22 protein-coding genes are annotated in these 23927 nt (G+C 71.9%); 13 read left to right on the top strand and 9 right to left on the bottom strand.

Features of this window, described 5'->3' with window-relative positions; translation table 11 throughout:
- Positions 1–494: 494 nt before the first annotated feature.
- The 5 genes from ABD811_RS18290 (at position 495) to ABD811_RS18275 (ending at position 6371) form a co-directional block, all read left to right on the top strand.
- Complete coding sequence (locus tag ABD811_RS18290) at positions 495–1691, top strand: LolA-like protein (protein ID WP_344948762.1); 1197 nt, start codon at positions 495–497, stop codon at positions 1689–1691.
- Between the two features lie 21 nt (positions 1692–1712).
- Complete coding sequence (locus tag ABD811_RS44020; protein WP_425549426.1) at positions 1713–1925, top strand: putative leader peptide; 213 nt, start codon at positions 1713–1715, stop codon at positions 1923–1925.
- A 184-nt stretch (positions 1926–2109) separates the two neighbouring features.
- The gene (locus ABD811_RS18285; protein WP_344948760.1) at positions 2110–3951 is read left to right on the top strand and encodes a 2-oxoacid:acceptor oxidoreductase subunit alpha; all 1842 of its coding nucleotides are present in this window, start codon (positions 2110–2112) and stop codon (positions 3949–3951) included.
- Entirely contained in the window at positions 3944–5020 is a 1077-nt protein-coding gene (locus ABD811_RS18280; RefSeq protein WP_344948757.1) for a 2-oxoacid:ferredoxin oxidoreductase subunit beta, read from the top strand. Before ABD811_RS18285 ends, ABD811_RS18280 begins: the two co-directional genes overlap by 8 nt.
- A 631-nt stretch (positions 5021–5651) precedes the next feature.
- Positions 5652–6371 (top strand): SecDF P1 head subdomain-containing protein, encoded by a 720-nt coding sequence (locus ABD811_RS18275; RefSeq protein WP_344948755.1) that lies wholly within the window; start codon positions 5652–5654, stop codon positions 6369–6371.
- Positions 6372–6393: 22 nt separating this feature from the next.
- Here the strand turns inward: ABD811_RS18275 and ABD811_RS18270 are convergent, their stop codons facing one another.
- Both ABD811_RS18270 and ABD811_RS18265 read right to left on the bottom strand, forming a co-directional pair.
- Complete coding sequence (locus ABD811_RS18270) at positions 6394–7221, bottom strand: YceI family protein (protein ID WP_344948752.1); 828 nt, start codon at positions 7219–7221, stop codon at positions 6394–6396.
- 14 nt (positions 7222–7235) lie between these two features.
- Entirely contained in the window at positions 7236–9905 is a 2670-nt protein-coding gene (locus tag ABD811_RS18265; RefSeq protein WP_425549425.1) for an MFS transporter, read from the bottom strand.
- 78 nt (positions 9906–9983) lie between these two features.
- Here ABD811_RS18265 and ABD811_RS18260 point away from each other — a divergent pair, with 78 nt between their 5' ends.
- The 3 genes from ABD811_RS18260 to ABD811_RS18250 all read left to right on the top strand — a co-directional run bounded on the left by ABD811_RS18260 (position 9984) and on the right by ABD811_RS18250 (position 14180).
- The gene (locus ABD811_RS18260; RefSeq protein ID WP_344948747.1) at positions 9984–10640 is read left to right on the top strand and encodes a TetR/AcrR family transcriptional regulator; all 657 of its coding nucleotides are present in this window, start codon (positions 9984–9986) and stop codon (positions 10638–10640) included.
- A 133-nt stretch (positions 10641–10773) separates the two neighbouring features.
- Positions 10774–13299, top strand: a complete 2526-nt coding sequence (locus ABD811_RS18255) for an alpha/beta fold hydrolase (RefSeq protein ID WP_344948745.1) — start codon at positions 10774–10776, stop codon at positions 13297–13299.
- Complete coding sequence (locus tag ABD811_RS18250) at positions 13296–14180, top strand: ABC transporter permease (protein WP_344948742.1); 885 nt, start codon at positions 13296–13298, stop codon at positions 14178–14180. Before ABD811_RS18255 ends, ABD811_RS18250 begins: the two co-directional genes overlap by 4 nt.
- Here the strand turns inward: ABD811_RS18250 and ABD811_RS18245 are convergent.
- Positions 14177–14716: a cysteine hydrolase family protein gene (locus ABD811_RS18245; protein WP_344948740.1), complete on the bottom strand. Its 540-nt coding sequence runs from the start codon at positions 14714–14716 to the stop codon at positions 14177–14179. The genes ABD811_RS18250 and ABD811_RS18245 overlap by 4 nt on opposite strands.
- 340 nt (positions 14717–15056) lie before the next feature.
- A complete protein-coding gene (locus ABD811_RS18240; RefSeq protein WP_344948738.1) occupies positions 15057–15440 on the bottom strand; it encodes a thioesterase family protein in 384 nt (127 codons plus the stop codon).
- A 100-nt stretch (positions 15441–15540) separates the two neighbouring features.
- Between ABD811_RS18240 and ABD811_RS18235 the strand changes: the two genes are divergently transcribed.
- Both ABD811_RS18235 and ABD811_RS18230 read left to right on the top strand, forming a co-directional pair.
- Positions 15541–16002 (top strand): hypothetical protein, encoded by a 462-nt coding sequence (locus ABD811_RS18235; RefSeq protein ID WP_344948736.1) that lies wholly within the window; start codon positions 15541–15543, stop codon positions 16000–16002.
- A 206-nt stretch (positions 16003–16208) separates the two neighbouring features.
- On the top strand, positions 16209–16427 hold the full coding sequence (locus ABD811_RS18230; protein WP_344948733.1) for a hypothetical protein: 219 nt from the start codon (positions 16209–16211) through the stop codon (positions 16425–16427).
- Between the two features lie 74 nt (positions 16428–16501).
- Here the strand turns inward: ABD811_RS18230 and ABD811_RS18225 are convergent, their stop codons facing one another.
- Entirely contained in the window at positions 16502–16705 is a 204-nt protein-coding gene (locus tag ABD811_RS18225; protein WP_344948730.1) for a hypothetical protein, read from the bottom strand.
- A gap of 228 nt (positions 16706–16933) precedes the next feature.
- On the opposite strand from ABD811_RS18225, the gene ABD811_RS18220 reads away from it, so the two are divergent.
- Entirely contained in the window at positions 16934–17368 is a 435-nt protein-coding gene (locus tag ABD811_RS18220) for a hypothetical protein (protein ID WP_344948728.1), read from the top strand.
- Positions 17369–17479: 111 nt separating this feature from the next.
- Here ABD811_RS18220 and ABD811_RS18215 read toward each other — a convergent pair whose 3' ends face one another.
- From ABD811_RS18215 to msrA, 4 genes are all read right to left on the bottom strand, one after another.
- Complete coding sequence (locus ABD811_RS18215) at positions 17480–18937, bottom strand: hypothetical protein (RefSeq protein WP_344948726.1); 1458 nt, start codon at positions 18935–18937, stop codon at positions 17480–17482.
- Between the two features lie 259 nt (positions 18938–19196).
- Entirely contained in the window at positions 19197–19799 is a 603-nt protein-coding gene (locus tag ABD811_RS18210) for a hypothetical protein (RefSeq protein ID WP_344948724.1), read from the bottom strand.
- Positions 19800–20078: 279 nt separating this feature from the next.
- Positions 20079–21233, bottom strand: a complete 1155-nt coding sequence (locus ABD811_RS18205; protein ID WP_344948721.1) for an alpha/beta hydrolase family protein — start codon at positions 21231–21233, stop codon at positions 20079–20081.
- A 260-nt stretch (positions 21234–21493) separates the two neighbouring features.
- Positions 21494–22144, bottom strand: coding sequence for a peptide-methionine (S)-S-oxide reductase MsrA (msrA, locus tag ABD811_RS18200; RefSeq protein WP_344948718.1), 651 nt, complete (start codon positions 22142–22144; stop codon positions 21494–21496).
- 89 nt (positions 22145–22233) lie between these two features.
- On the opposite strand from msrA, the gene rarD reads away from it, so the two are divergent.
- Positions 22234–23145 (top strand): EamA family transporter RarD, encoded by a 912-nt coding sequence (gene rarD / locus ABD811_RS18195; protein WP_344948715.1) that lies wholly within the window; start codon positions 22234–22236, stop codon positions 23143–23145.
- A gap of 131 nt (positions 23146–23276) precedes the next feature.
- Positions 23277–23699 carry a hypothetical protein gene (locus ABD811_RS18190; RefSeq protein ID WP_344948713.1) on the top strand — a complete coding sequence of 141 codons (423 nt, stop codon included), beginning with the start codon at positions 23277–23279 and terminating at the stop codon, positions 23697–23699.
- Positions 23700–23927: the final 228 nt, after the last annotated feature.

Here is a 23927-nt window from a genome sequence, read left to right as displayed (position 1 = left end):
GACGGTGGCGCCGGCCCTCCGGCGCCACCCCCGCGGGCTCTTCCGCCGACGCCGCCCGTCCGTTCGCGGGCGTTGAGACGTAGGTCATAGAGAGGCATCGGCGCTGGGTGACCGGTGCCGCCGCCGGGATGATCGGCGCTTGTGCTGCGCCGGTCCGAATCGTCCGGCACTCTATGTCTGGCATCGGCAGTCGGGAACAGAGTGGTCGCTGAGTGAGCGTTGAACAGGAGGGGCCGCCGCAGCACGGCCCCCGTCCCCCCCGCGCGGAGCCGGGAACGCATCCCGGGTCCGCCCAACCCTCCGTGCCCGGATTCGGTACGGCAGATCCTTCCGCCCCGCCCGGGTCGTACGGTGCTCCCGCCGGTGCGGGGCAGGTCCAGGTGGTGCCGCCCGCGCCGGGCGATGTGCTGGTGGCGGGGATGGGGATGGCCGCCGGCGGCCCGGTGGAGCCTCCCGGGCACGGGCCGGCTCCGGAAGCGGCGCCGCAACCGGAGATGCCTCCGGAGAAGGCCCCCGAGAAGAAGAAGTCCCGCACGGTCCGGGTCGTTGCCGGTTGTGTGGGCGCCGTCGTGTTGCTGGCGGGCGGTGCCACGGCGTTCGTGCTGGTGTCGGGGGACGAGGAGTCCCAGAAGAAGAGTGAGCCCAAGGCCGACGCGCCCGTGGCGGGGTGGGCCGTGCGGGCGGGACGCGACATGCGGGCCCTGCCCGGGGTGCAGTACGACGGGACGCTGCGCGGCGAAGCCGGGCAGTCCGCGCGGGTGCGGCTGAAGGTGACGCGGTCGGGAGCGGCCACGGGACGCCTTGCGGTCGGCGGACGGCAGTTCGACGTGGTGGCGGTGGGCGGTGCCACGTACGTCAAGGCGGACACCGCGTTCTGGCGCCGGTACGGCGCCGACAGCACCCACCCCGAGAACTACGCGGGCCGGTGGAGCAAGGCGCCCGAGTCGATGCCCGGGGTGGACGTGGCGGACGTGCTGGCTCCCGAGTCGATCGCCAAGGCGGTGGCCAAGGCGTCGGGCAGGGCGTCCACCGAGAACGTCGGCAGCACGCCCGCGTACCGGGTGAAGACGCCGAAGGCCGACTACTTCATCTCCAGGTCCGCGCCGCACCGGCTGCTGCGCGTGCAGGTCGCGGGCAACGGCGACCCGGCGTTGACCGTCACCCGGCTGGCGCAGATGGCGCCGGTGTTCACCGAGCTGCGGCCGCGGGTGGCCGCGCTGGTCGGGGCGCCGGACCCGACGGTGCGGTTCCGGGCGGGCAAGCTGACGTTCGTCAACTGCAACGAGAACGTCAGCGGCTGCACGGTGAGCGTCCCCGCGACGATGACCGTCCCGGAGAGCGGGCCGGTGCCGGACGGGACGCGCGCGGCGCTCCGCGCGACGATCACCGCGGCGGGCCGGACGCTCGGGGGCTGCACGGGGTCGGGCGCGGTGCCCGCCAACCGTTCGATCGTGCTGCGGTGCACGGTGCGCAGCGCGGGGTGGCGGGCGTGGATGCGGCAGGCCCGCGACACTCCCGGGGAGCACGCCTACGAGGCGCAGGCGCGGGTGGTCGGCCAGGCGTTGACGGCGGGCGAGGTCGGCAGGCTGCTGGCCCGGCTCGACCGGGAACGCGCGACGCTCGCGCCGGCCCGCGGCACGACGCCGGACCCCCGGGCGTCGGTGGCCGTGTCACCGTCCGGACGGCCCTGACCTCGCCGGTCGCGTCGTGGGGTGACTGGGGTCACCGGGAAGGCCTCATTCACCTGCGCCGCAGGTGACAGGGGGCGGGGCCGGGTAAGAAGTGGCTTTCCGCGGCTCTCTATAGTGCAGAGCGTGGAATCCGTGCCATCGGGGAGCGGCGGCTCCCCCTGCGAGCCTCCACGGCTGGTCCGGCGTCTGCACGTCGACCTGTGCCGCCTGGCGAGCTGCCTGTGTCGCCGGTGAACCCGCGGGTCGCCCAGGTCGTACTTTCCGGCCCGGCACGGTCTTCCCGCGGCCTCCTCCAGTCACCAACCTCCGAGAAAAAGCAATCAGATCCCGGACATACCATGAAGGTAAGCCTAAGTAGCATCACGATCCCGGGTGCCTCCCCCGGGTCGGATGCTGCGCGTCGAGGAGGTCTTCCTCTGTGACCAAACAGGTCCAGCAGCTCGACCGCGTCATCATCCGTTTCGCCGGTGACTCCGGTGACGGCATGCAGCTGACCGGCGACCGCTTCACCCAGGAGACCGCGGCGTTCGGCAACGACTTGTCGACGCTGCCGAACTTCCCCGCCGAGATCCGCGCCCCGGCCGGAACGCTGCCCGGCGTGTCGAGCTTCCAGCTCCACTTCGCCGACCACGACATCCTGACGCCGGGCGACGCGCCGAACGTGCTGGTGGCCATGAACCCGGCCGCGCTGAAGGCCAACCTGGCCGACCTGCCGCGCGGCGCGGACCTGATCGTCAACACCGACGAGTTCACCAAGCGCAACCTGGCCAAGGTGGGCTACGCCGGCAACCCGGTCGAGGACGACTCGCTGCGCGAGTACCGCGTGCACGCGCTGCCGCTGACCTCGATGACGGTGGGCGCGCTGGCCGACTTCGACATCTCCAAGAAGGACGCCGAACGCGCCAAGAACATGTTCGCCCTCGGGCTGCTGTCGTGGCTGTACCACCGGCCCACCGAGGGGACGATCGCGTTCCTGGAGCGCAAGTTCGCCCGCAAGCCCGAGATCATGAAGGCGAACATCGCCGCGTTCCGGGCGGGCTGGAACTACGGGGAGACCACCGAGGCGTTCTCGGTGTCGTACGAGGTCAAGCCCGCCGAGCACGAGCCGGGCCTGTACCGCAACATCACCGGGAACACGGCGCTGGCCTACGGGCTGGTCGCGGCGGGCGAGCGCAGCGGGCTGCCGGTGTTCCTGGGCTCGTACCCGATCACGCCGGCGTCCGACATCCTGCACGAGCTGTCGCGGCACAAGCGCTTCGGGGTGCGGACGTTCCAGGCCGAGGACGAGATCGCCGCGGTGGGCGCGGCGCTGGGCGCCTCGTTCGGCGGTTCGCTGGGCGTGACGACCACGTCCGGGCCGGGCATCGCGCTCAAGAGCGAGACGATCGGCCTGGCGGTGGCGACCGAGCTGCCGCTGGTGGTCATCGACGTGCAGCGCGCCGGGCCGTCCACCGGCATGCCGACCAAGACCGAGCAGGCGGACCTGCTGCAGGCCATGTTCGGCCGCAACGGCGAGGCGCCGGTGCCGGTGGTGGCGCCGCGTTCGCCGTCGGACTGCTTCGACGCGGCGCTGGAGGCGGCCCGCATCGCCGTCAAGTACCGCACGCCGGTGGTGGTGCTGTCGGACGGCTACCTGGCCAACGGCTCCGAGCCGTGGAAGCTGCCGGACGTGGACTCCCTGCCGACGATCGAGCCGGGCTTCGCCGTCGCCGACGGCGAGGACTTCCAGCCGTTCAGGCGCGACCCCGAGACGCTGGCGCGGCCGTGGGCGGTGCCCGGCACGGCGGGCCTTGAGCACCGCATCGGCGGCCTGGAGAAGGCCGACGGCTCGGGCAACATCTCCTACGACCCGGCCAACCACGACGCCATGGTGCGGCTGCGCCAGGCCAAGGTGGACGGCATCGCCCGCGACATCGAGCCGCTGGCGGTGGACGACCCGTCGGGCGACGCGCGCGTGCTGGTGCTCGGCTGGGGCGGCACGTACGGTGCGATCTCCGCGGCGGTGCGGCGGGTCCGCAAGGCGGGCCGTCCGGTCGCCCAGGCGCACCTGCGGCATCTCAACCCGTTCCCGGCCAACATCGCCGAGGTGCTGCGCTCCTACGACAAGGTGCTGGTGCCCGAGATCAACCTCGGCCAGCTGGCGCTGCTGCTGCGCGGCCGGTACCTCGTCGACGTGATCAGCTACAACCGCGTGCGCGGCCTGCCGTTCAAGGCCGAGGAGCTGGCGGGCGTCATCCAGGATGTGATCGACAGTGAGTGACAACGGGGTCAACGGGGTCAACGGCAACGGGCTCGGCGCCCTGGCGCTGGTGCCCAAGACCGACCAGAAGCAGACCCTCAAGGACTTCAAGACCGACCAGGAGGTGCGCTGGTGCCCCGGCTGCGGGGACTACGCGATCCTGGCGGCGGTCCAGTCGTTCCTGCCCGAACTGGGGCTGCGCCGCGAGAACATCGTGTTCGTCTCCGGCATCGGCTGCTCGTCGCGGTTCCCGTACTACATGAACACCTACGGGTTCCACTCGATCCACGGCCGCGCCCCGGCGATCGCGACGGGGCTGGCGGTGTCGCGTCCGGACCTGTCGGTGTGGGTGGTGACCGGTGACGGCGACGCGCTGTCGATCGGCGGCAACCACCTGATCCACGCGCTGCGCCGCAACGTCAACCTGAAGATCCTGCTGTTCAACAACCGGATCTACGGGCTGACCAAGGGCCAGTACTCGCCCACCTCCGAGCTCGGCAAGATCACCAAGTCGACGCCGATGGGGTCGCTGGACGCCCCGTTCAACCCGATCTCGCTGGCGATCGGGGCCGAGGCGACGTTCGTCGCGCGCACCATCGACTCCGACCGCAAGCACCTGCAGTCGGTGCTGCGCGAGGCCGCCGAGCACAAGGGCACCGCGCTGGTGGAGATCTACCAGAACTGCAACATCTTCAACGACGGCGCCTTCGAGCCGTTGAAGGACCCGCAGGTGCGCGACGAGGTGACGGTCCGCCTGGAGCACGGCCAGCCGGTGGTGTTCGGCAAGGACCGGCAGAAGGGCCTGCGCCGCGGCCCGTCCGGCGGTTTCGAGGTGGTGAACGTCGCGGACGTGGACCCGTCGGAGCTCGTGGTGCACGACGCCCACAACCCCGACCCGTCGCAGGCGTTCGCCCTGTCGCGGCTGGACTCGCCGTCGTTCGAGCACACCCCCATCGGCGTCTTCCGCAACGTGCAGCGGTCGTCCTACGACGAGCTGCTGCGCGCCCAGGTTGAGGAGGCCGTGGAGCGGGAGGGCAAGGGCGACCTGGCCGCCCTCCTCGCCAGCGGCGACACCTGGCGCGTCGACTGATCGCGGACCCGGTTGCGCGGGCCGGTCCCCTTGACGGGGGCCGGCCCGTGCGCTTTCGCCCGGGTGTGGCCGGGTTCGGCCGAGTGGACGATGCGCCGTCGGCCGGGGTACTGGAAGACTGGCCCAATCGGTAGATCATTCGGAGATCGCCGCGAGGCCGGTCGGGTATCGAGTGGTCGGGTGAAGCACGGCCGGGTACGACGCGTGTGGGTCGGCCGGTTGAGGCCGTGCCGCCGGGGAGGTGACGATGCGGGTCATTCCGCGCCGCAGCAAGGGCCGTCAGCGTACGCACGTCGCCGTGCCGGCACGCAAGGACGAACCGCCCGCTGCCCCGGCGGAACCCGAACCGTCCCGTGCGACCGTCGACGCCCCGCCGCCCGCCCCGGACGAGGGCAGGACGGGCCGTAGGAAGAAGCGCAGGCGCCGCAAGAAGAAGGGCGAGCCCGAGGCCGCCCCACCCGCCGAACACGCGGCACGCACGAAGCCCGCGAAGGGCGCGAAGCCCACGGAAGGCGCGGGGGCCACGGAAGGCGCGAGGCCCGCCGAACACGCGAAGCCCGCGAAGGGCGGGAAGCTCGCGAAAGGCACGAAGCCCACGGAGGGCGCGGAGGCCACGAAGTCCGCGGAGGGCGTGGGGGCCACGAAGCCCATGCCCGTCCCGGCGGACGGCGAACGCGGCGTGGGGCTGGGCATGTCGTCGGGCTCGGGGCTCGGCACGGCGCCCGCGGACGCCGCCAGCCGCCGCCGGGCGCGCGCGGCGGCGCGGCAGCGGGAGATCGCCGAGGTCAAGCGCAGCCGGGCCGCGCACCGGCGCCGTCACGACGACGCCGAGCAGGCGGCGCGCGCACACCGGTCCGCGCTGCTGGTCATGGTGGTCACACTGGGGCTGCTGATCGCGGCGGTCGCGGTGAGCGGGGCGATGATCGCCGCGTCCATGCGCACCCGTCCGGTGGTGCTGGCCGCGCCGCTGAACGTCTTCCCGGTGACGCAGACGACGCCGGGGCAGTGCCCGGCGGGCACGCCCGGGGTCACCGGGCAGTCGGCGAGCGGGCCGACCTGCTACCGGCTGGCGCAGGGCATCGCGATCCGCGAGGTCGCCGACCTGCGCACGCAGCGCAACGGCGGCAGCGGCGCCTACGACGTGGCGGTGACGCTGCGCAAGCGCGACCACGCCGCGTTCGCCAACCTCACCCGCGCGTCGGTGGGCCGCGATCTGGCGTTCGTCGTGCGCGACCGGCTGGTCACGGCGCCGCGGGTGGACATGCCGATCCTGGACGGGCGGATCGTCATCACCGGTCCCGCCGACCGCGCGCAGGCCGCCCGGCTCGTCCGCGAGCTGAAGGGCCGCTGACCGGCCGGCCGGGCGGGCGGCCTCAGGCGGGCGGCAGCGTGTCGCCCTGGACGGCCTGGATCTCCAGTTCCACGCGCAGGCTCTCGCCCACCGCGGCGATCCCGGCCTCCAGGATCTCGTTGTAGCGGATGCCGAAGTCGGCGCGGCGCAGCTCGGTGGCGGCGCGGAACGCGGCGCGGGTACCGCCCCACGGGTCGGGGCCGCTGCCGAGGTAGGTCAGGTCGAGGTCGACGGGACGGGTGAAGCCGTTGAGGGTCAGCCGTCCGTGCACGGTCCACCGGTCGGTGCCGAGCGCCGTCAGCCCCATGCCCTCGTACTCGATCGCCGGGTGGACGTCGACGTTGAGGAAGTCGGCCGACCGCAGGTGGTCGTCGCGCAGCTTGTTGCCGGTGTCGATGGACGCGGCGTCGATGCGGGCCCGCACCGTCGACGCCTCCACCGGCTCGGCGATGTCGATGCGTCCCTCGAAGGACGCGAACCGGCCGCGCACGCTGGACAGCCCCAGGTGCCGGGCGACGGCGCCGACGCTGGAGTGCACCGGGTCGATCGTCCACGGGCCGGGCGGCGGCAGGTCGGGGCCGCCCGCCCGGCCCAGCACGACCGTACCGAGGTCGGCCGCGCCCGACGCCGGCACGATCAGCGTGGCGGCGTGCGGGGCGTAGCCGACCGCGGTGAGGATGACCGTGTAGGTCCCGGCGGGCAGCGGTGCGGCGGCCAGCCGTCCGGACTCGTCCGCCTCCACCCGCGCGACCTGCCGTCCGGCCAGGTCGGTGACGGTGGCGACGGCGTGCCGCACCGCCCAGCCGTCCTTGGTCCGGACGGTTCCGCGCAGGCCTCGGGTGTCGCTCATGGCTCGCCTTCCGTTCACGCGTCGGGGTGGCCGAGCTCGATGTCGTGCCCGTCGGGGCCGTCGCCGGTCAGCGTCAGGGCCGTGGCGACCGGCGGGTAGCCGGAGGCGATCACGGTGTACTGGCCACCGGTGAGGTCGGTGAAGGCGTACTCGCCGTCCGTCCCGGTGATCATGTGGGCGACCACGGTGCCGGCGCCGTCGAGGAGGGTGACGCTGGCGTCGGCGACGGGCTCGCCGGCCTGGTTGCGGACGATGCCGCGCACCTGCACGCCGGGCCGCAGCTCGACGTCCAGGCGGGTGGCGCCGCTGCCCGAGACCTCGGCCTGCAGGGCGACGGGACGGTGCCCCTCGGCGCTGACGGCCACGGTGTAGGCGCCCGCGACGACGTCGCGCAGGGCGTAGCCGCCGTCGGCCGCGGTGCGGGCGCTGCCCACGACCTCGCCGCGCACGTCGGTGACCACGACCATGGCCCCCTCGACCGGGGCGCCGCCGGGGTCGCGCACCGTGCCCGACAGCCCGCCGTTGCCCGCCAGGACCAGGTCGAAGTCGAGCGGCTTGTCACCGGCGACGAGGGTGGCGGCCTGCGGTTCGTGCTCGGCGGACGCGGCGATCAGCACGTACGTGCCGGGGCCGGGCGTGCGCAGGGCGTACCGGCCGTCCGGGCCGGTCTGGGCGCGGCCGAGCTGGCGCCCGGCCACGTCGATGAGAGTGAGGGCGGCGGAGGCGACCGGTCCGCCGCCCGGTCCGTACACCACGCCCCGGATCTGGCCGCCGTTCCCCTCGTCGGGGGTGGTGTGGCCGGGTGCGGCGGCGGACGCGAACTGCGGCTGGGGCGCCGCGGGCGCGCCGGCCGCCACACCGTTCGGGGTCTGGGAGGCGTGGACGTCGTGGACGCCGTTCGCGCCGATGGACACGAGTTGCTCGGCCGGGTCGGCGGGCGGCTCGTAGCCGCGCGTGTGCCTGCCGACGGGGCCGGTTCCGGTGGACGCCGCCCCCGTAGCGTCCACCGGAGCCGTCCCGGCCTGGCCGGGACCGTCCGCCAGGGGCCCGGCCTGGACGGCACCGGTCGCCCCGGCGCCGGCCGCAGCCCCGGCCGGCGCCGCGGCGACCGCGCGTCCGCCGCGCAGCGGCAGCTCCTTGATCACCAGGACGGCGAGCAGCCCGACGATCGCGATCGGGATGCCGAACAGGAACACGTGCTGGAGCGCGGCGGTGAACGAGTCCAGCACCCATCCACGGAACGGCTCGGGCAGGGCGTGGATCTGGTCGGGCGAGCCCAGGTGCTCACCGCCCGCCGGCGCCCTGACGTGCGCGGCGCTCATGCGGTCGTTCAGCTCGCTGGTGAGGCGGTTGGTGAGGATGGCGCCGAACCCGGCCACGCCCATGGCGCCGCCGAGGTTGCGGAAGAACGAGACGCCCGAGGTGGTGGCGGCCAGGTCGGCGGGGTCGGCGGCGTTCTGCGCGGCCAGCAGGAGGATCTGCATGGTCAGGCCGAGGCCGAGGCCGAGCACGGCCAGGTCCACTCCGATGACCAGCTTGCTGGAGTCGGTGTGCAGCTGCGACAGCAGGTACATCGCCACGGCGGCCAGCACCATGCCCACCACCGGGAAGATCTTGTAGCGCCCGGTGCGGGTGACGATCTGGCCGGAGACGGTGGACGTGACGAGCATGGCCGCCACCAGCGGCAGCGTCATCAGCCCGGAGGCGGTGGGGCTCATGCCCTTGACGATCTGCAGGTACTGCGGCATGTAGATCATGCCGCCGAACATGGCGCAGCCCAGCGCCGCCGAGCCCAGGCTGGTGAGCACGAACGTGGGGTTGCGGAACAGCCGGGGCGGCAGGATCGGCTCGCGCGCGATCCGCTCGGCGACCACGGCCAGCACCAGCAGCACGAAGGCGGCGGCCAGCATCCCGTAGGTCCAGCCGGAGTTCCAGGCGAACTCCTTGCCGCCCAGCGACAGCAGCAGCATCACCACGGCGGCGCCGCCGGTGATGGTGAACGCGCCGAAGATGTCCAGCCGGGTGTCGCGCTTGACCTTGGGCAGCTTCAGCACCTTCTGGATCACCAGGAAGGCGACGACGGCGAGCGGGACGCAGACGTAGAAGCACCAGCGCCAGCCGAGCCCGTCGGCGTCCACGATGAACCCGCCGAGCAGCGGGCCCGCCACGGTGGCCACGCCGAACACGGCGCCCATGTAGCCGGCGTAGCGGCCGCGTTCGCGCGGCGAGACGACGTCGCCGAGGATGACCTGCGCCAGTGCCGACAGGCCGCCCGCGCCCAGGCCCTGCACGGCACGGGCCGCGATGAGCTGGCCGATGTCCTGCGAGAGTCCGGCGCCGACGGAGGCCAGCACGAACAGCAGCAGGGCGCTCTGGAACATCAGCTTGCGGCCGAAGATGTCCGACAGCTTGCCCCACAGCGGGGTGGAGGCCGTCATGGTCAGCAGCGTGGCGCTGGCCACCCAGGACAGCTGGTCCTGGCCGCCGAGGTCTCCCACGATGGTGGGCAGCGCGGTGCCCACGATCGACGTGGAGATCATCGCGGTGAGCATGCCCAGCATCAGCCCTGTGAGGATCTCCAGGATCTGCCGGTGCGTGTAGTGCACCGGAGCCTGTTCGCGCGGCGCGGCGTGTCGCCCGCCTATATCCGGCGTCACGCTGGCTTGAGTCACGCTGGCCCCCATAGCAAGTCAATTACCTGTGCTCTGCACATATCCTAAGTAGTCATCTGTTTACATGCAAACCAGGCGATACTGGGGCGCGTGGCGACGGGAGAGAAAATGCTGGTCGAGCGGGACAAGCCGGACGTCGAGGGGCCGCCGGGCCCCGACGCGCGTCCCGCCGGGCGGCGCGACCGGCCGCGCGACCGGGAGGCCACCCGGCGCCGGCTGCTGGAGGCCGCCCGGGACCTGTTCGGCGAGCACGGCTACGACGGCGTGACCGTCCGCATGATCGCGGCCGCGGCGGACGCCAACGTGGCCCTCGTGCACCGCTACTTCGGCTCCAAGGCCGGGCTGTTCGCCGAGGTGCTGGAGGGCGAGTCGGCGCTGGCCGGGCTGATCGCCGCCGGGGACGCGGCGGCCCTGCCCCGGCGGCTGGCCGAGCACGTGGTGCGCGCCGTGCACCGCACCGTCCCCGGTCCCCTGCCGCGCATGATCGACCGTTCCGTCGGCAACCCCGAGGTGCAGCTCATCCTCAGCGAGCACACCGAACGCGTCCTGGTCGAGCCGCTGGTCGCCCGGCTCGACGGCCCCGACGCGCGCGCCCGCGCCGCCCTCGCCGCGCAGCTCATCATGGGCGTCGGCCCCATCCGCCGCATGCTCGGCATGGCCGACCTGCGCGCCGCCGACCCCGCCGAGCTGGCCGACCGCCTCACTGTGATGTTCACCGCGGCTCTGTCTCCACGTGGCCCCCAGTGAGACGGATGGTTTTCCCGAGGCGTGATACTTCGCTGGGCGTAACCGGGCCGGCCCCGGATACGGCGACGGGAGCAGACGGGATCGTCTGAGGGACGGACCGGCCGTCCCGCAAGCGGCACATAGGGTTCTGGGCATGAGGCTGGGGGGAGCGCGCGGGCTCCGGGAGCGGTGGGGCGGGGCCGGGCGCGTCACGCGCTGGACGGCCGCCGCCGGAGCGGTCGCGGTCGCGGCCGGAGGCGGCGGGCTGGCATGGGGCGTGACGTCCGGCGAACCGCCCGTCAGGGCGCTGCACCAGCGCATCCAGGTCGTCGACGGGCCGAAGGACGACCAGCGCGTCTCGCTCGACACCACGTTCTTCCGGCCGGTGGGACGCGCCAAGGGCCCCGCCGTCCTGCTGGCGCACGGGTTCGGCGGCTCCAAGAACGACATGCGCGCCGAGGCCGAGGACCTCGCCCGCGCCGGGTACGCGGTGCTGACCTGGTCGGCGCGCGGGTTCGGCGCGTCCACCGGGCAGATCGCGCTCAACTCCCCCGACTACGAGGTCAAGGACGTCCGGCAGCTCATCGACTGGCTGGCGCGCCGTCCCGAGGTGACGCTCGACCGGCCCGGCGACCCGCGCGTCGGCATCGCCGGCGCCTCCTACGGCGGTGCGATCGCGCTGATGACGGCCGCCCACGACCGCCGCGTGGACGCCATCGCCCCGCAGATCACCTGGTACAGCCTCCCCGACGCGCTGTTCCCCGACGCGACCGGCGAGGGCGCCGACGCCGGCGTCTTCAAGAAGCTGTGGGCCGGGATCTTCTTCACCGGCACCCCCGGAAACGACGCGTGCGGACGGTTCCTGCCGTCGCTGTGCGCGATGTACCAGCAGGTCGCCGAGTCGGGACGGCCCACGCCGGAGGCGGTCGAGACGCTGCGCCGCTCCAGCCCCGAGTCCGTGGCCGACCGCATCAGGGTGCCGACCCTGCTGGTGCAGGGCCAGTCGGACTCGCTGTTCCCGCTCGACCACGCCGACGCCAACGCCCGCGCCATCGCCCGCAACGGCGCGCCGGTGTCGGTGGTCTGGTTCCAGGGCGGCCACGACGGCGGCGACCCGGAGACCGCACGCGTCCAGGGGCTCGTCCGCGACTGGTTCGACCGGCGGCTGCGCGGCGAGGACGACGCACGGCCGGTGGACGGCTTCACGGTGACGCGGACGGGCGGCATCGACTCGGCCAGCCAGCAGGTCGTCGTGCAGGCCGCGTCCACCGGCCGGTACCCGGGCCTGGGCGGCACCGAGCGGCGCACCGTCCCGCTCACCGGACGCGAGCAGACGATCCACAACCCGGCGGGCGGCTCACCGCCGTCCATCTCCGCCCTGCCCGGCCTGGGCGCCCTCGGCAGCATCGGCGACCTGGGCGGGGCGGGGGCGCTCGCCGGGCAGCTGCCCGCGGACATGCCCGGCCAGTCCGCCGTGTTCGACTCGCCGCGCCTGACCGAGCCGCTGCAGCTCACCGGCGCGCCGACGGTGCGCGTGCGGGTCCAGGGCGAGGGCGACGTGGTGCTGTTCGCCAAGCTGTACGACGTCGCGCCCGACGGGCAGGCGTCACCCGCGCGCCGCCTGCCCGCGCCGCTGCGGGTGCGGGACGCGGGCGACGGACGCGAGGTCACCGTCACCCTCCCGGGCATGGACTACCGCTTCGACCGCGGCCACCGGATGCGTCTCGTCCTGTCCACCACCGACATGGGCTTCGCCACGCCCGTCCAGCCCGCCACGTACAAGGTGCGGACCGTGTCCGGGCTGACGGTGCCGGGCGTCCCGTCGCTGACCACCCCGGCCGCGCCCCTACCCGCCTGGGTGTGGATCCTGCCCGCCGCGGGCCTGGCCGTCGCCGCCGGAATCCTCGCGACCGGACGCCGCCGCGGGGGCGGCGCGGAGCACGATTCTTCGCTCGCCGACGTCCCGCTGCAGATCACCGGGCTGACCAAGGCGTACAAGAACGGGCACCTGGCCGTCGACGACCTGTCGTTCCGCGTGGAGAAGGGGCAGGTGCTCGGCCTGCTCGGCCCGAACGGCGCGGGCAAGACGACCACACTGCGCATGCTGATGGGCCTCATCCATCCGGACGCCGGGGAGATCCGCATCTTCGGGCACCGCGTCACGCCCGGCGCGCCCGTGCTGTCGCGGCTCGGGTCGTTCGTCGAGGGCCCCGGGTTCCTGCCGCACCTGTCCGGCCGCGACAACCTCGACCTGTACTGGCGCGCCACCGGCCGGCCGGCCGAGGAGGCGCACGTGGAGGAGGCCCTGCGCATCGCCGACCTCGGCGCCGCGCTGGACCGCCCCGTCCGCACCTACTCGCAGGGCATGCGGCAGCGGCTGGCCATCGCCCAGGCCATGCTCGGCCTGCCCGACCTGCTGGTGCTCGACGAGCCCACCAACGGCCTGGACCCGCCGCAGATCCGCGAGATGCGCGAGGTGCTGGTGCGGTACGCGGCGGCCGGACGCACCGTCATCGTGTCCAGCCACCTGCTGGCCGAGGTGGAGCAGACCTGCACGCACGCGGTGGTCATGTCGCGCGGACGGCGCGTCGCGGCCGGCCCGGTCGCCGAGATCGTCGGGTCCGGGCGGCGGCTGGAGGACGCGTTCCTGGAGATCATCGGAACCGGAGGGACGGCGTGAGCAGCGTCGAAGAGGTCGCGGCACGCCCCGCGGCCGCGCCGGCGGACGGCGCGGCCGGCTACCGCGTGGGACGCACGCTGCCGCTGCGCGTGGAGGCCGTCCGGCAGTTCCGGCGCCGCCGCACGCTGGTGGCGTTCGGCATCCTGCTGGTGCTGCCGTGGGTGCTGGTCGCCGCGTTCAAGCTCGGCGGCGACCCGGAACCGGGCGAGGCCCCCGGCCTGGTCACCGTGGCGACCGCGAGCGCCATGAACTTCGCCCTGTTCGCGATGTTCGTCTCGGTCGGCTTCCTGCTCGTGGTCGCCGTGGCGCTGTTCTGCGGGGACACCGTGGCCAGCGAGGCGGGCTGGTCGTCGCTGCGCTACCTGCTGGCGGCCCCGGTGCCGCGCGCCCGGCTGCTGCGCCAGAAGCTGATCGTGTCGCTGGCGTACGCGGCGGCGGCCGTGCTCACCCTGCCGCTGATGTCCCTGGTGGCGGGCACGGTCGCCTTCGGCTGGGACGAGGTACGGCTCCCCACCGGCGGCAGCGTCCCGGTGGGCACCGCTCTGGGCCGCATGCTGATCATCGTCGCGTTCGCGCTGGTCAGCCAGCTCGTCGTGGCGGCCCTGGCGTTCCTGCTGTCGGTCACCACGGACTCCCCGCTGGGCGCGGTCGGCGGCGCGGTCGGGCTGGTGATCGTCAGCAACATCCTGGACGCGGTGACCGCGCTGGGCACCTGGCGGGACTTCCTGCCGACCCACTGGATGTACGCGTGGACCGACGCCCTGCAGCCGCAGATCCAGTGGACCGGCATGGCCAAGGGCACCGCGCTGTCGGTGACGTACGCCGTGGTGCTGTTCGCGCTCGCCTTCCGCCGCTTCCGCGGCCGGGACGTGGTGTCCTAGTTGTTCCCGGCCCGCAGCGCGGCGAGCACCTCGTCCGTCGTGCACACGGTGCCCAGTCGCGGGAACGTCGTCCGCACGGCGACCCGGTACGCCTCGTCCGACAGGCTCGCCGTGGCGTCCTTCGGCAGCACCACCACGTAACCACGCTCGGCGGCGTCCCGCGCCGTGGCCTCGACCCCCACTTCGGCGAGCAGCCCGCTCACCACCACCGTGCCGACGCCCTGCTCCCGCAACGTGCCGTCCAGGCCCGTCTCGTGAAAGGCGCTCGTGTCCCGCTTGGTGACGAGCAGGTCGCCCGGGCGGGGACGCATCTCCCCGACCAGCTCGCTGCCCGGCGGCTGCGTCGCCACACCGGGCCGCTCCACCTGGACGATCACCACCCGTCCGCCCGCGTCCCGGAACCCGTCGGCCAGCCGCATCGCCTGCCGCACGACGTCCGCACCGGTGAAGGGCCGCGTCTCCTGCCCCACGACGCGCACCTGAAGGTCCATGACGAGGAGGGCGGTACCGGCCGGGGCGAGGTCCAAGGCGGTCATGTGGCGGCATTCTAGATCGCGCCCCCGCCCCGGACACGGCATTGTGCCCGCCCCGCCGCCGTCTCGCACCGAGCGGCCGGAACCGGCCGCGGCCGGTTGCCGACCGCCGCCCGGGAAAAACCGGTCGAACAACACGAGACAGGTGCATAAACTCGGCGGACCTCGGATCCGTCCGCACCATCGCACGGATCAGGGGTTACGTCATCGCCACCACGGGGGAGATGATCACCATGGCCAGGCAGCAGCTTGTCAAGCGCCCCAGACCCCCACGCCAACCGAGCCCACTGGACCTGCGAACCCCATCCGGCCGCCCGCTACCGTACTGACGCCCCCGCCGAACTCAGCGCGAGAGGGCGTCCAGGAAACGCTCACGATCGACGACGACCCGCTCGACGAGACCATCGCCGAGCACCGTGCCGCGCCCATCGGTGGCGGACACGGCGAACGAGAGCCGCCTGCCGTCCACAGCGGTCAGCTCCGCCGCCACCGTGACCCGCGTCCCGACCGGACTTGCGGCACGGTGGGCGAGTTCCACCCGCGTGCCCACCGAGGTCCGGCCCTCACCCAGCCGCCCGGCGACCGCCCGCACCGTTGCGGCCTCGGCCAGCGCCACCAACCGCGGCGTGGCCAGCACCGGCACGTCGCCACTCCCCACCCGCTCAGCCGTGTCGTCCACCCCCACCGTGACGACCACCTCGCCCCGCAACCCCACCGTCAACTCCATGCCCGCCAACCTAACCTCCTGGAGCGGCGCATCCCGATTCGCTGCCGCCGCGCCCCAACAGCCGGCCTTTCCGTCGTAGGTCCCGTCTAGATTCACGCGCGTGAGCTACGACATCCACTTCCTCAAGCGCGATCCCGGCCAGTCATGGGACGACGCCATGGAGGCACTGGAGGAGCAGGCCAACGCTGCTGAGACCCTCGGCCGTCCGCCGAACTGGGACGGGGTGGTGTCGGAAGTTCGCGCGCTCCTCGGTGACGTGTCAGTCGTGGAGGCCCCTCCGACGTGGGAGATCGACCATCGGGCCACCGCGATTCAGGTGAGCTGCTACTCGGGGGAATGGTCGATCTCGGTGCCGTTCTGGAGCGACGGAGACGCCGCCAAGAAGGTCGCCGCGCACCTCCGCGCGATCTCCGAGATCGTCCAGAGGGCCACAGGACTCGCCCCCTACGACCCCCAGCTGGAAAGCGCCGTCACCTCCGACGAGTGGACGGCGGACCAGGCCGCCGCGGTCTTCGACCGGGTGGCCGAAAGCTTCGACCTGCGCGGAATCGTCCGAGGCTGACCCGCGGGGGGACGGCCGTGGATGAGCTTGACGGATATGACCTCGACGGGGAGACGGCTCACCTGGGCTACATCAGTGCGTGCCACGACGCACTCCCCAGAGAGGTGTGGCGGGGCATCGCTGAAACCGATGGTGCCTGGCCCCGTGAAGCCCGGATCGAATCCTTCACTGACGAAGGCGGGCTCGTCTTCATGTGGGAGGAGACGGTGGGCTGGTCGTTTCAGCGCTCCGACGCCTGGGGCCTGGTCCTCGCCGGAGGGTACTTCGGCGGCGAGGTCATGCCGTCCCCGACGCGGTTCGCCGGCCTCGCTCTGCGGATCATCGACGGGGAGGACGTCAACCAACCCCCGCCGGGCAGCGGCTACCGGTCCCCGGACGACCAGGACAGCGCGTTCGAGGAGCACCTTGCCGCCTACACCCCCTGAGGGCTGCTGCCGCGGGCGCCTGCCCTGCCCCCAGGCGTGCAATGCACAGCGGAGGGAGACCTCTCCGGGCGAAATCAGGCGCCGTGGGTCAGGCGGTCACGTATGTAGGTAAGGACATGTTCACCGCACGCCCCCAAGTTGGCGCCCGTTCTGTCGGTCACGGTGAACTCCGGCTTGTTCGAGCAGGAGGAGCCGCCCCAGGTGCACCGGCCTTCGGCGCTCTTGGTTCCGGGGTTGAAGTCACCGACGTCCCAGAATTTGATCTCCAGCAACGCCACAATCGCACCTCCGCCCGCCCACCCTGCCGGGGCACCGCCGCCAGTCGCCGCGACCAGTCCATCATCCGACGAAGGCCAAGACCAGCCGCCACGGCATGAGAGCCACGACGACCTCTCCTTGCAGCAGGGCAGTACGACGTAGGGTGCGTACGTCATCTTCCGTAGACATATTCACGGCCTAGACGGGTGCCATAGGTTCATGGTCGATAGGGACGGAGCAGCGCAGCCGTGGTCGTCGAGTCGGTCGAATATCGGTCACCGTGCAAGGCCTGTGGTGCTCTGACGCAGTGCAACGCGACACAAGTGCTGCTTGGAGACGGGTTGCATTGGGACGTCCAGAGCGACTGCTCGGCATGCGGCACCGTCACCGCGTGCGGGCGCGGGGACATTCCGGCGGATCTACGGGGTCGGCTGCTGGAGGCGCACGGTCCGGCACTGCTTGAAATCGTTGACCGGTCGCCCAGCCCGGTGACGGTGATGAAAGTACTGCGGACAGAACTGGGCCTGGACCTGCCGCAGACCAAGGAGATCCTGGGACGGGTTATGGCCGGCAGCTTCACCGGAACACTCCCCGAGATGGAACTCCTGGCCGTCCGGCTGCGCGAGGTAGGAATTCACACGGCGGCGAGACGTCCAAGTGCCACACCCGGTCGAACGAACTGAGTGTCCGCCCATCCCTGGACGGGAACGACGGTGCAGGGGGCCATGAGAACCGTCGACCGCCCTGCTCCTCGTCGGGAACGCATTCCAGGGAGAACGTTCGTCCTGTTGTGATCAGGGAGTGGACCAGCCGTTCGCGTTGTCCCATTGCTTCCCGTAGTACTCGGGATAGGGCTCATTGGTGGAGGACGTTCTGAACCGTCCGGAACGGAACGCCTGCTCCAGCGCTTCGACCGCGCCCTTCCGGCCGATCCGCCGGCGTTCCTCGTCGGTCAGCGTCTCACCTCGCCGTTCGGCCTGCCCCACGGCGCGGTTGTAGCCCCGGGAGTACACGTCTTCCATATCGGTCACGTCCACCCTGGCCCCGTGGGCTCTGAGCTCGTACGTCATCTCCACCTGGCGGGCGACGCCCTCGGCCTCCTCCTTGAGGAGGCCGTCCACGAATTTGTCCCGTGGCAGGGATATGGCGGCGCTCTTGCCGGTGTGGTCGTACTCGACATGGGCGGCCTCGTGGACCAGGTCGACCGCCTGCTCCTCGGGAGTGAGCGCGTTCTCCGGCAGGAGCTCTTCCTCCGGCGTGCTTCCGCCTCTGGACGTGCTCATCATGACCCGATTGGAGTCGTGATAGTACTCCGTGCCGCCTCTGGACCTGTACACGACCTCGACGTTGTACCGGTTGAGGATGTCGTTGGCCCTGCGTCCCATCGGGGTCTGCAGCAGAATCTTGCGGATCCTGGCGTCCTTGGCGGCCCTCCTGGCTTCCCGGGCGGCGGCCCGGGCCCTGGACATCTCGCCGAAGGAGACCCGAGCCGGGTCGTTCACGCGGAGCTCAGACAGCTCGCGCAGATGTCGTTCGGCGTCCGCCAGCGCCTGGTCGGCGGCGTCCACGTCGCCGCGGCGCGCCGCCTCGCCTGCCCGCCTCGCGATCACGTCCGGCGGGTCCGGGGGACGCGGTGGATCGGGTTTCTTGCTCTTGAGGTGTTTGAGTTTGGTCAGGCCCTTGCCGCCGAAGACGGTGCCGAGGACGGTCGGGACGGCGCGGAAGACTGCACGGACCTTGTGACCGTTGTTCCAGTCGTCGCGGATCGGCTTGGTGGACTCGTCCCAGATGGTCTTCGCGGTGTCCCGCGGGTCCGTGGTGAAGAGCGCGCCGATGCCGCTCCAGTTGCTCTTGAAACCGTCGTGGCTGCAGATGTGCGCCAGGCAGCCCACGAAGGTGACGCCGTCCCAGGCGTCCTTGATCACACCCCCGGTGCCCAGCCGCAACCCGTCGACGGCACTGCAGGCCCAGTGCGCCCAACTCCAGCAATTGCCGTCGTCTTTTTTCCCGCTGTCCCTGGGAGCGGCGGAAATACCCCGGCGCCCGTCGCTCGCCGCGCCCGAACCTCCGCCGGCCTCCTCGGGAGTGTCGCACCGCGAGTCGGAGACGACCTTGCAGACGGCGGCCTTGATGCCTGCGGTGACGCTGACCGGAACATTCGCGACGACGAGCGCGCCCACCAGCAGGCCCACCAGAAGGACCACCGCCAGGTAGGAGGCGGGGCCCTCGCCGCGGTCGGTCGCCGGAGGCACCGGGCGCCGGGACCGACGCGGGAGCGAGGACAAAGACGATCACCTCGGTGGGCAGGTAGCGATCACGGGCGCTCGTCGCCAGCCCCCTGGGCACCGAGGCAGGTCCGATTATGACCACGCCCGCAAAGGGTGATCAAGTGCGCCTATCGTGCATTGCGGTCATCAGAAACCCGGGTCGCCCCATGTCCCTGCGGCGGTCGCGTCCTCGGAGGGATCTCGCGGTCAGACGTCCGGGCCGGCGCGCGGGGGTCGCGGATCGTCAGGCGAGCGGCAGCCCTTGCAGCATGACCTTCCGTGTCTCGGTCACGGAGGCTCCGGCGTCGATGGTGACCGTGCGCTGCTCGATGTCCGTCCCGTTTCGGACGAACAGTGTGACGACGTAGGTATCCCCCTTGACGACGGCCGCCGGGGGCTTCAGAAGGGAACGCAGCCGGGGCTCGGCGCGCTCACGGGCCTTCTTCTCCTCGGCGGTCGGCTCGGGCCGCCACGCCAGATCCTCGATACCGTCGACGACCCGCAGGTACCGGTCCATGCGCCGCGTCACGTCCAGATAGGCACGGGCCACGGCGACCGCGTCGCGCGTGGTCTGCAGGGTCGCCTTCGAGGCGGCGAGCACCTGGCCGAACGCCGCGGGCCTGCCGGTCAGGAACACCACCTTGCCGGTGCTCACCTCGACGGCCACGTGGAACGAGGCCTGGGGATGGGGGAACGCGTCGAACCTGAAGAACCTCCAGGTCTTCGGCAGCGGGACCGCGACCTCCTTGAGCATCGAGGCGCTCTTGTGGGTCAGGTCGCCCGTGTAGGGATCTCCGGCCGCCTCCAGGCCCCGCCGCACGGTCTCCCGGATGTCCGCGTCGTTCATCAGGCCCCCCTGCGGTCGGGCGGAACGGGTCGGCGTCGGCGCTCCGGACGACGCCGTCGAGGAGGCACCGGCCGGCTTCTCCTTCTCCTCTGCGGCGCATCCCGCGCACAGCAGCGCGCACAACGCCACGATGACGTATCCGCGAACGGTCGGCCGCGCGCACGGCTTCACAGTGGAACCGAACACCCGACCTCCCGTGGACAGACAGACCCGCACGCGTACGTTCGCGAGGACGATAACGGCCGGGCTGAGACGATTCCAGGGGCCGACCTTATCCAGTCACCCGGCACGTGAGGCGCGCGAGAAGTACTGCCGTGCCGCGGCCCGGTTGACGAGGATCAGGATGGCCACCGGGAGGATCACTCCCACCAGGCCGAGCGGGTCGCCGTCGGTGATCCGGCCGACCTGCCAGAACAGGTAGAGGACCTCCAGCACGATGACGCCGACACGCACCCTGCGGGCCGGACGTCTCCCGATCGCCCAGGCCGCCGCCAAGCTGGCGACCGCGGGCAGCGAGAGGGCGACCGCGACACCGGCCCCCTCGGCGCCGCCCACCACAAGTCCTCCTTGCAGCGCCGCCATGAAGGTCAGGAACGCCGCGACGTAGAGCAGGATCCGGACCGTCCTCACCGGCGAAGGCATCGCGTACTGGGCGGCCACCCACACTCCCTGGTCAGTCACGTCCGGAAACCCGCGCTGCGGAACATACTGACCGCCCCCACCCCCTGTCCATAATCCCCCCGGGCGGCCTGGGGCCCAGGGAGCGCCGCCGTTTCCCGCCCGGCCTCGCAGGCGTACGGCCTCGGCGAAGAGAACGTCATCACCGTGGCGAGCAGCCGGTACGTCCGGGAGGACGTACACGTCTGCAACAACCTGGACGGCTGCGGCAAGGGCTTCGTGCTCGCCCTCTCCAAGCGCTGGCCCGAGCCGGAGTCCGCCAACCGCGCCTGGCACCGCGACCGCGCGCACAACGGCTTCGGACCCGACGGCCACGCGCCACCCTCGCGTGAAACGAGCGACCACGCCACGTATCGCGCTCTCCGAGCACCGCGGTCTGCCGCCGAGCCCGCACGCCTCATCGACCGCTTCATCACCGGTCTCTCCTGCCTGGCCGACGGAGCCGACCAGATCATCGCCCGAGCCGAGCATGGAGCCACGCTGGAGATCGTGGCGCCCAGTACCGCGACGGGCTACCCGACTCAGGTCGTCGGCGTACAGCGGCGACACCGCACGAGGATCTGTTCCCGGCGGAACGGCGAGCCGCTGGAACAGCCGCATCTGCGGCATGGTGAAGGTCGGGCTGTAGGCGTGCCGGCTCATCGAGGCGTGGTCGAACCCCGCCGAGGCCAGGTCGACAGCGGGGTTGACCAGCACCTGCGCCCGCAGGAGCGGGCCCGACTTCTCGGCCCGGATCGCGGCCAGGGCGGTGACCATCGAGCTGGTGCTCTCACCGAAGACGGCGATACGTTCCGGGTCGCCCCCACTGCGTGGCGTGCTGCACCACGTGCCGGAGCACGCCCCAGCCGCCGTCGACGGCCGCCGAGAGCGGAGTGGCGAGTCGGGGTGCGTTGGTGCTCCGCCAGCGGATGCTCGAACCTTCTCGCTGTCGGCGCCTGGAGCCGTCACCGCTTGCCTGGAAACTGCCGGCCCCGCGACGGTGACCGCAGATAGACGACCTTTGCCTAGGTCAGGTGCTACTCGGCCGGGGCGACGCCGATGGGGCAGGAGAGGCCGGTGCCGCCGAGGCCGCAGTAGCCGTTGGGGACCTTGTGGAGGTACTGCTGGTGGTAGTCCTCGGCGAAGTAGAAGGGGGTGGCCGCGGTGATCTCGGTGGTGATGCGGCCGTAGCCGGCTTCGGTGAGGACCTTCTGGTAGGCGTCGCGGGAGGCTTCGGCGGCCTTGCGTTGGGTGTCGTCCTGGTAGAAGACGGCTGAGCGGTACTGGGTGCCGATGTCGTTGCCCTGGCGCATGCCCTGGGTGGGGTCGTGGGCTTCCCAGAAGACGCGCAGCAGGTCGTCGTAGGAGACCCGGGTGGGGTCGTAGACGACGCGGACGGTTTCGGTGTGGCCCGTCAGGCCGGTGCAGACCTCTTCGTAGGTGGGGTTGGGGGTGTAGCCGCCCTCGTAGCCGACGGACGTGCTGACGACGCCGGGCGTCTGCCAGAACTTGCGTTCGGCTCCCCAGAAGCAGCCCAGCGCGAACTCCGCCACCACGGAGCCCTCCGGGTAGGGCGGGGCGAGCGGGGCGTCGAGCACCTCGTGGCGAGGCGGGACGGGAATCGGCTCCTCCCGGCCGGGGAGCGCCTTCTCCGGGGAGACCATCTCGGTCTTCGCAAAGCCGAACATGTCTTCAAGGCTAGCTCGCGGTGCCGGGGGCCATAAGGGGGACCGTCAGGAGCGTGCCCCGGTTTGGCAGATTACGTCCTGGTACCGTGATGCCCGTGGTGGATCGTCGGGGGATGCTGGCAGGCGTCGCCGCCTACGCGCTGTGGGGGCTGTTCCCGCTCTACTGGCCGCTGCTGAAGCCGGCGGGGTCGCTGGAGATCCTCGCTCACCGGATCATGTGGTCGCTGGCGGCCGTGCTGGTGATGTGCGCGGTACTGCGGCACTGGACGTGGGTGCGCACCGTCGGCCGGCGGCGGATCGGACTGCTGACCGTCGCGGCCGTGGTGATCAGCGCCAACTGGGGCACGTACATCTACGCGGTCAACGCCGGTCACACGATCGAGGCGTCGCTGGGGTACTTCATCAATCCGCTGATCAGCATCCTGCTGGGCGTCGTGGTGTTCCGGGAGCGGCTGCGGGCCGGGCAGTGGGCGGCGGTCGGGCTGGGGGCTGCGGCCGTCACGGTGCTCACCGTGGACTACGGGCGGCTGCCGTGGATCGCGCTGGTGCTCGCGTGCTCCTTCGGGACGTACGGGCTGGTCAAGAAGTTCGCCAACATGCCGTCGGTGGAGAGCCTGGCGGTGGAGACCGCGGTGATGTTCGCGCCGGCGCTCGTGCTCGCGGTGATGCTTGAGGCGGACGGGTCGGCGGCGTTCGGGCACCACGGGGCGGGCAACATGGCGCTGCTGGCGGGCGGCGGGGTGGTGACCGCGATCCCGCTGCTGCTGTTCAACGCGGCGGCGACGCGGATCCCGATGAGCGCGATCGGCATGCTGCAGTACCTGGCGCCGGTGCTGCAGTTCCTGATCGGGCTGCTGGTGCAGCACGAGCAGATGCCGGCCAGCCGCTGGGCCGGGTTCCTGCTGGTGTGGGCGGCGCTGATCGTGCTGACGGCGGACGGCATGTCGGCGGGCCGCCGGGCGCGCCGGGCGCTGCGGCCGCCGGCGCCCGAAGCCGCATGACCATTTCGGACGTTTCGGTACATCCCTAGAGGCAGCGCTCCGAAGCCACTAGAGTGCCGGACGTCACGTCCCGCGGACGGCGCGTCCGCGCTGGACGGCACGTCCCCTACCCGGAACCCCGAGGAGTACGGTTGCGCCTGCGCGGCATCGCCGTGGTCGGCACGGCACTGGTCGCCGCCGGCCTGGTCTGCCCGGTCTCCGGACAGGCCACGGCGATCGGCGCCCGGCCGGTGCTGGTGTCCCCGAACACGCCGCGGCCGGGCGAGCGAATCGACGTCACGGTGCCCGGCTGCGAGGCGGCGGGGTCCGGGCGGCGCTGGGCGCGGTCGGCGGCGTTCACCGGGACGGTCACGCTGACCGGGGACGACGATCTCGGCGTCGGCACGGCGGTGGTCCGCCGCGACGCGCGTCCCGGCGTGTACGACGTGACGGCCCGCTGCGGCGACCGGACGATCGTCGGCGGCCTCAAGGTGTCCACCAAGCGGCCGTGGCCCGGCCTGCTGCCGACGCCGCTGAACGCGCAGATCGCCGACGCCGCCCGTCTCAAGGGCTGACGGCGCCCGATTTATCCCTTTTCGCGGTAAAGAGTTCGCGCAAGTTCTGGATAGCTCGAAAATCGATACTTCGTTCGACTAACCATCGCGAACAAATGACGCAGAGTAATTATCTGTGATCAGTCGTCACGCTGCGTTTTGTCAGGGCCACTCAACAGCGCAGACAACACTCCAGCAAGTGAGGAAGCTCACTCTCAGGAGTCACAAAAGTCAACAACCGTACCCTTG

This window comes from Actinomadura miaoliensis, assembly GCF_039536785.1.
Taxonomy (GTDB): domain Bacteria; phylum Actinomycetota; class Actinomycetes; order Streptosporangiales; family Streptosporangiaceae; genus Spirillospora; species Spirillospora miaoliensis.
This window is presented reverse-complemented; position numbering and strand designations above follow the sequence as displayed.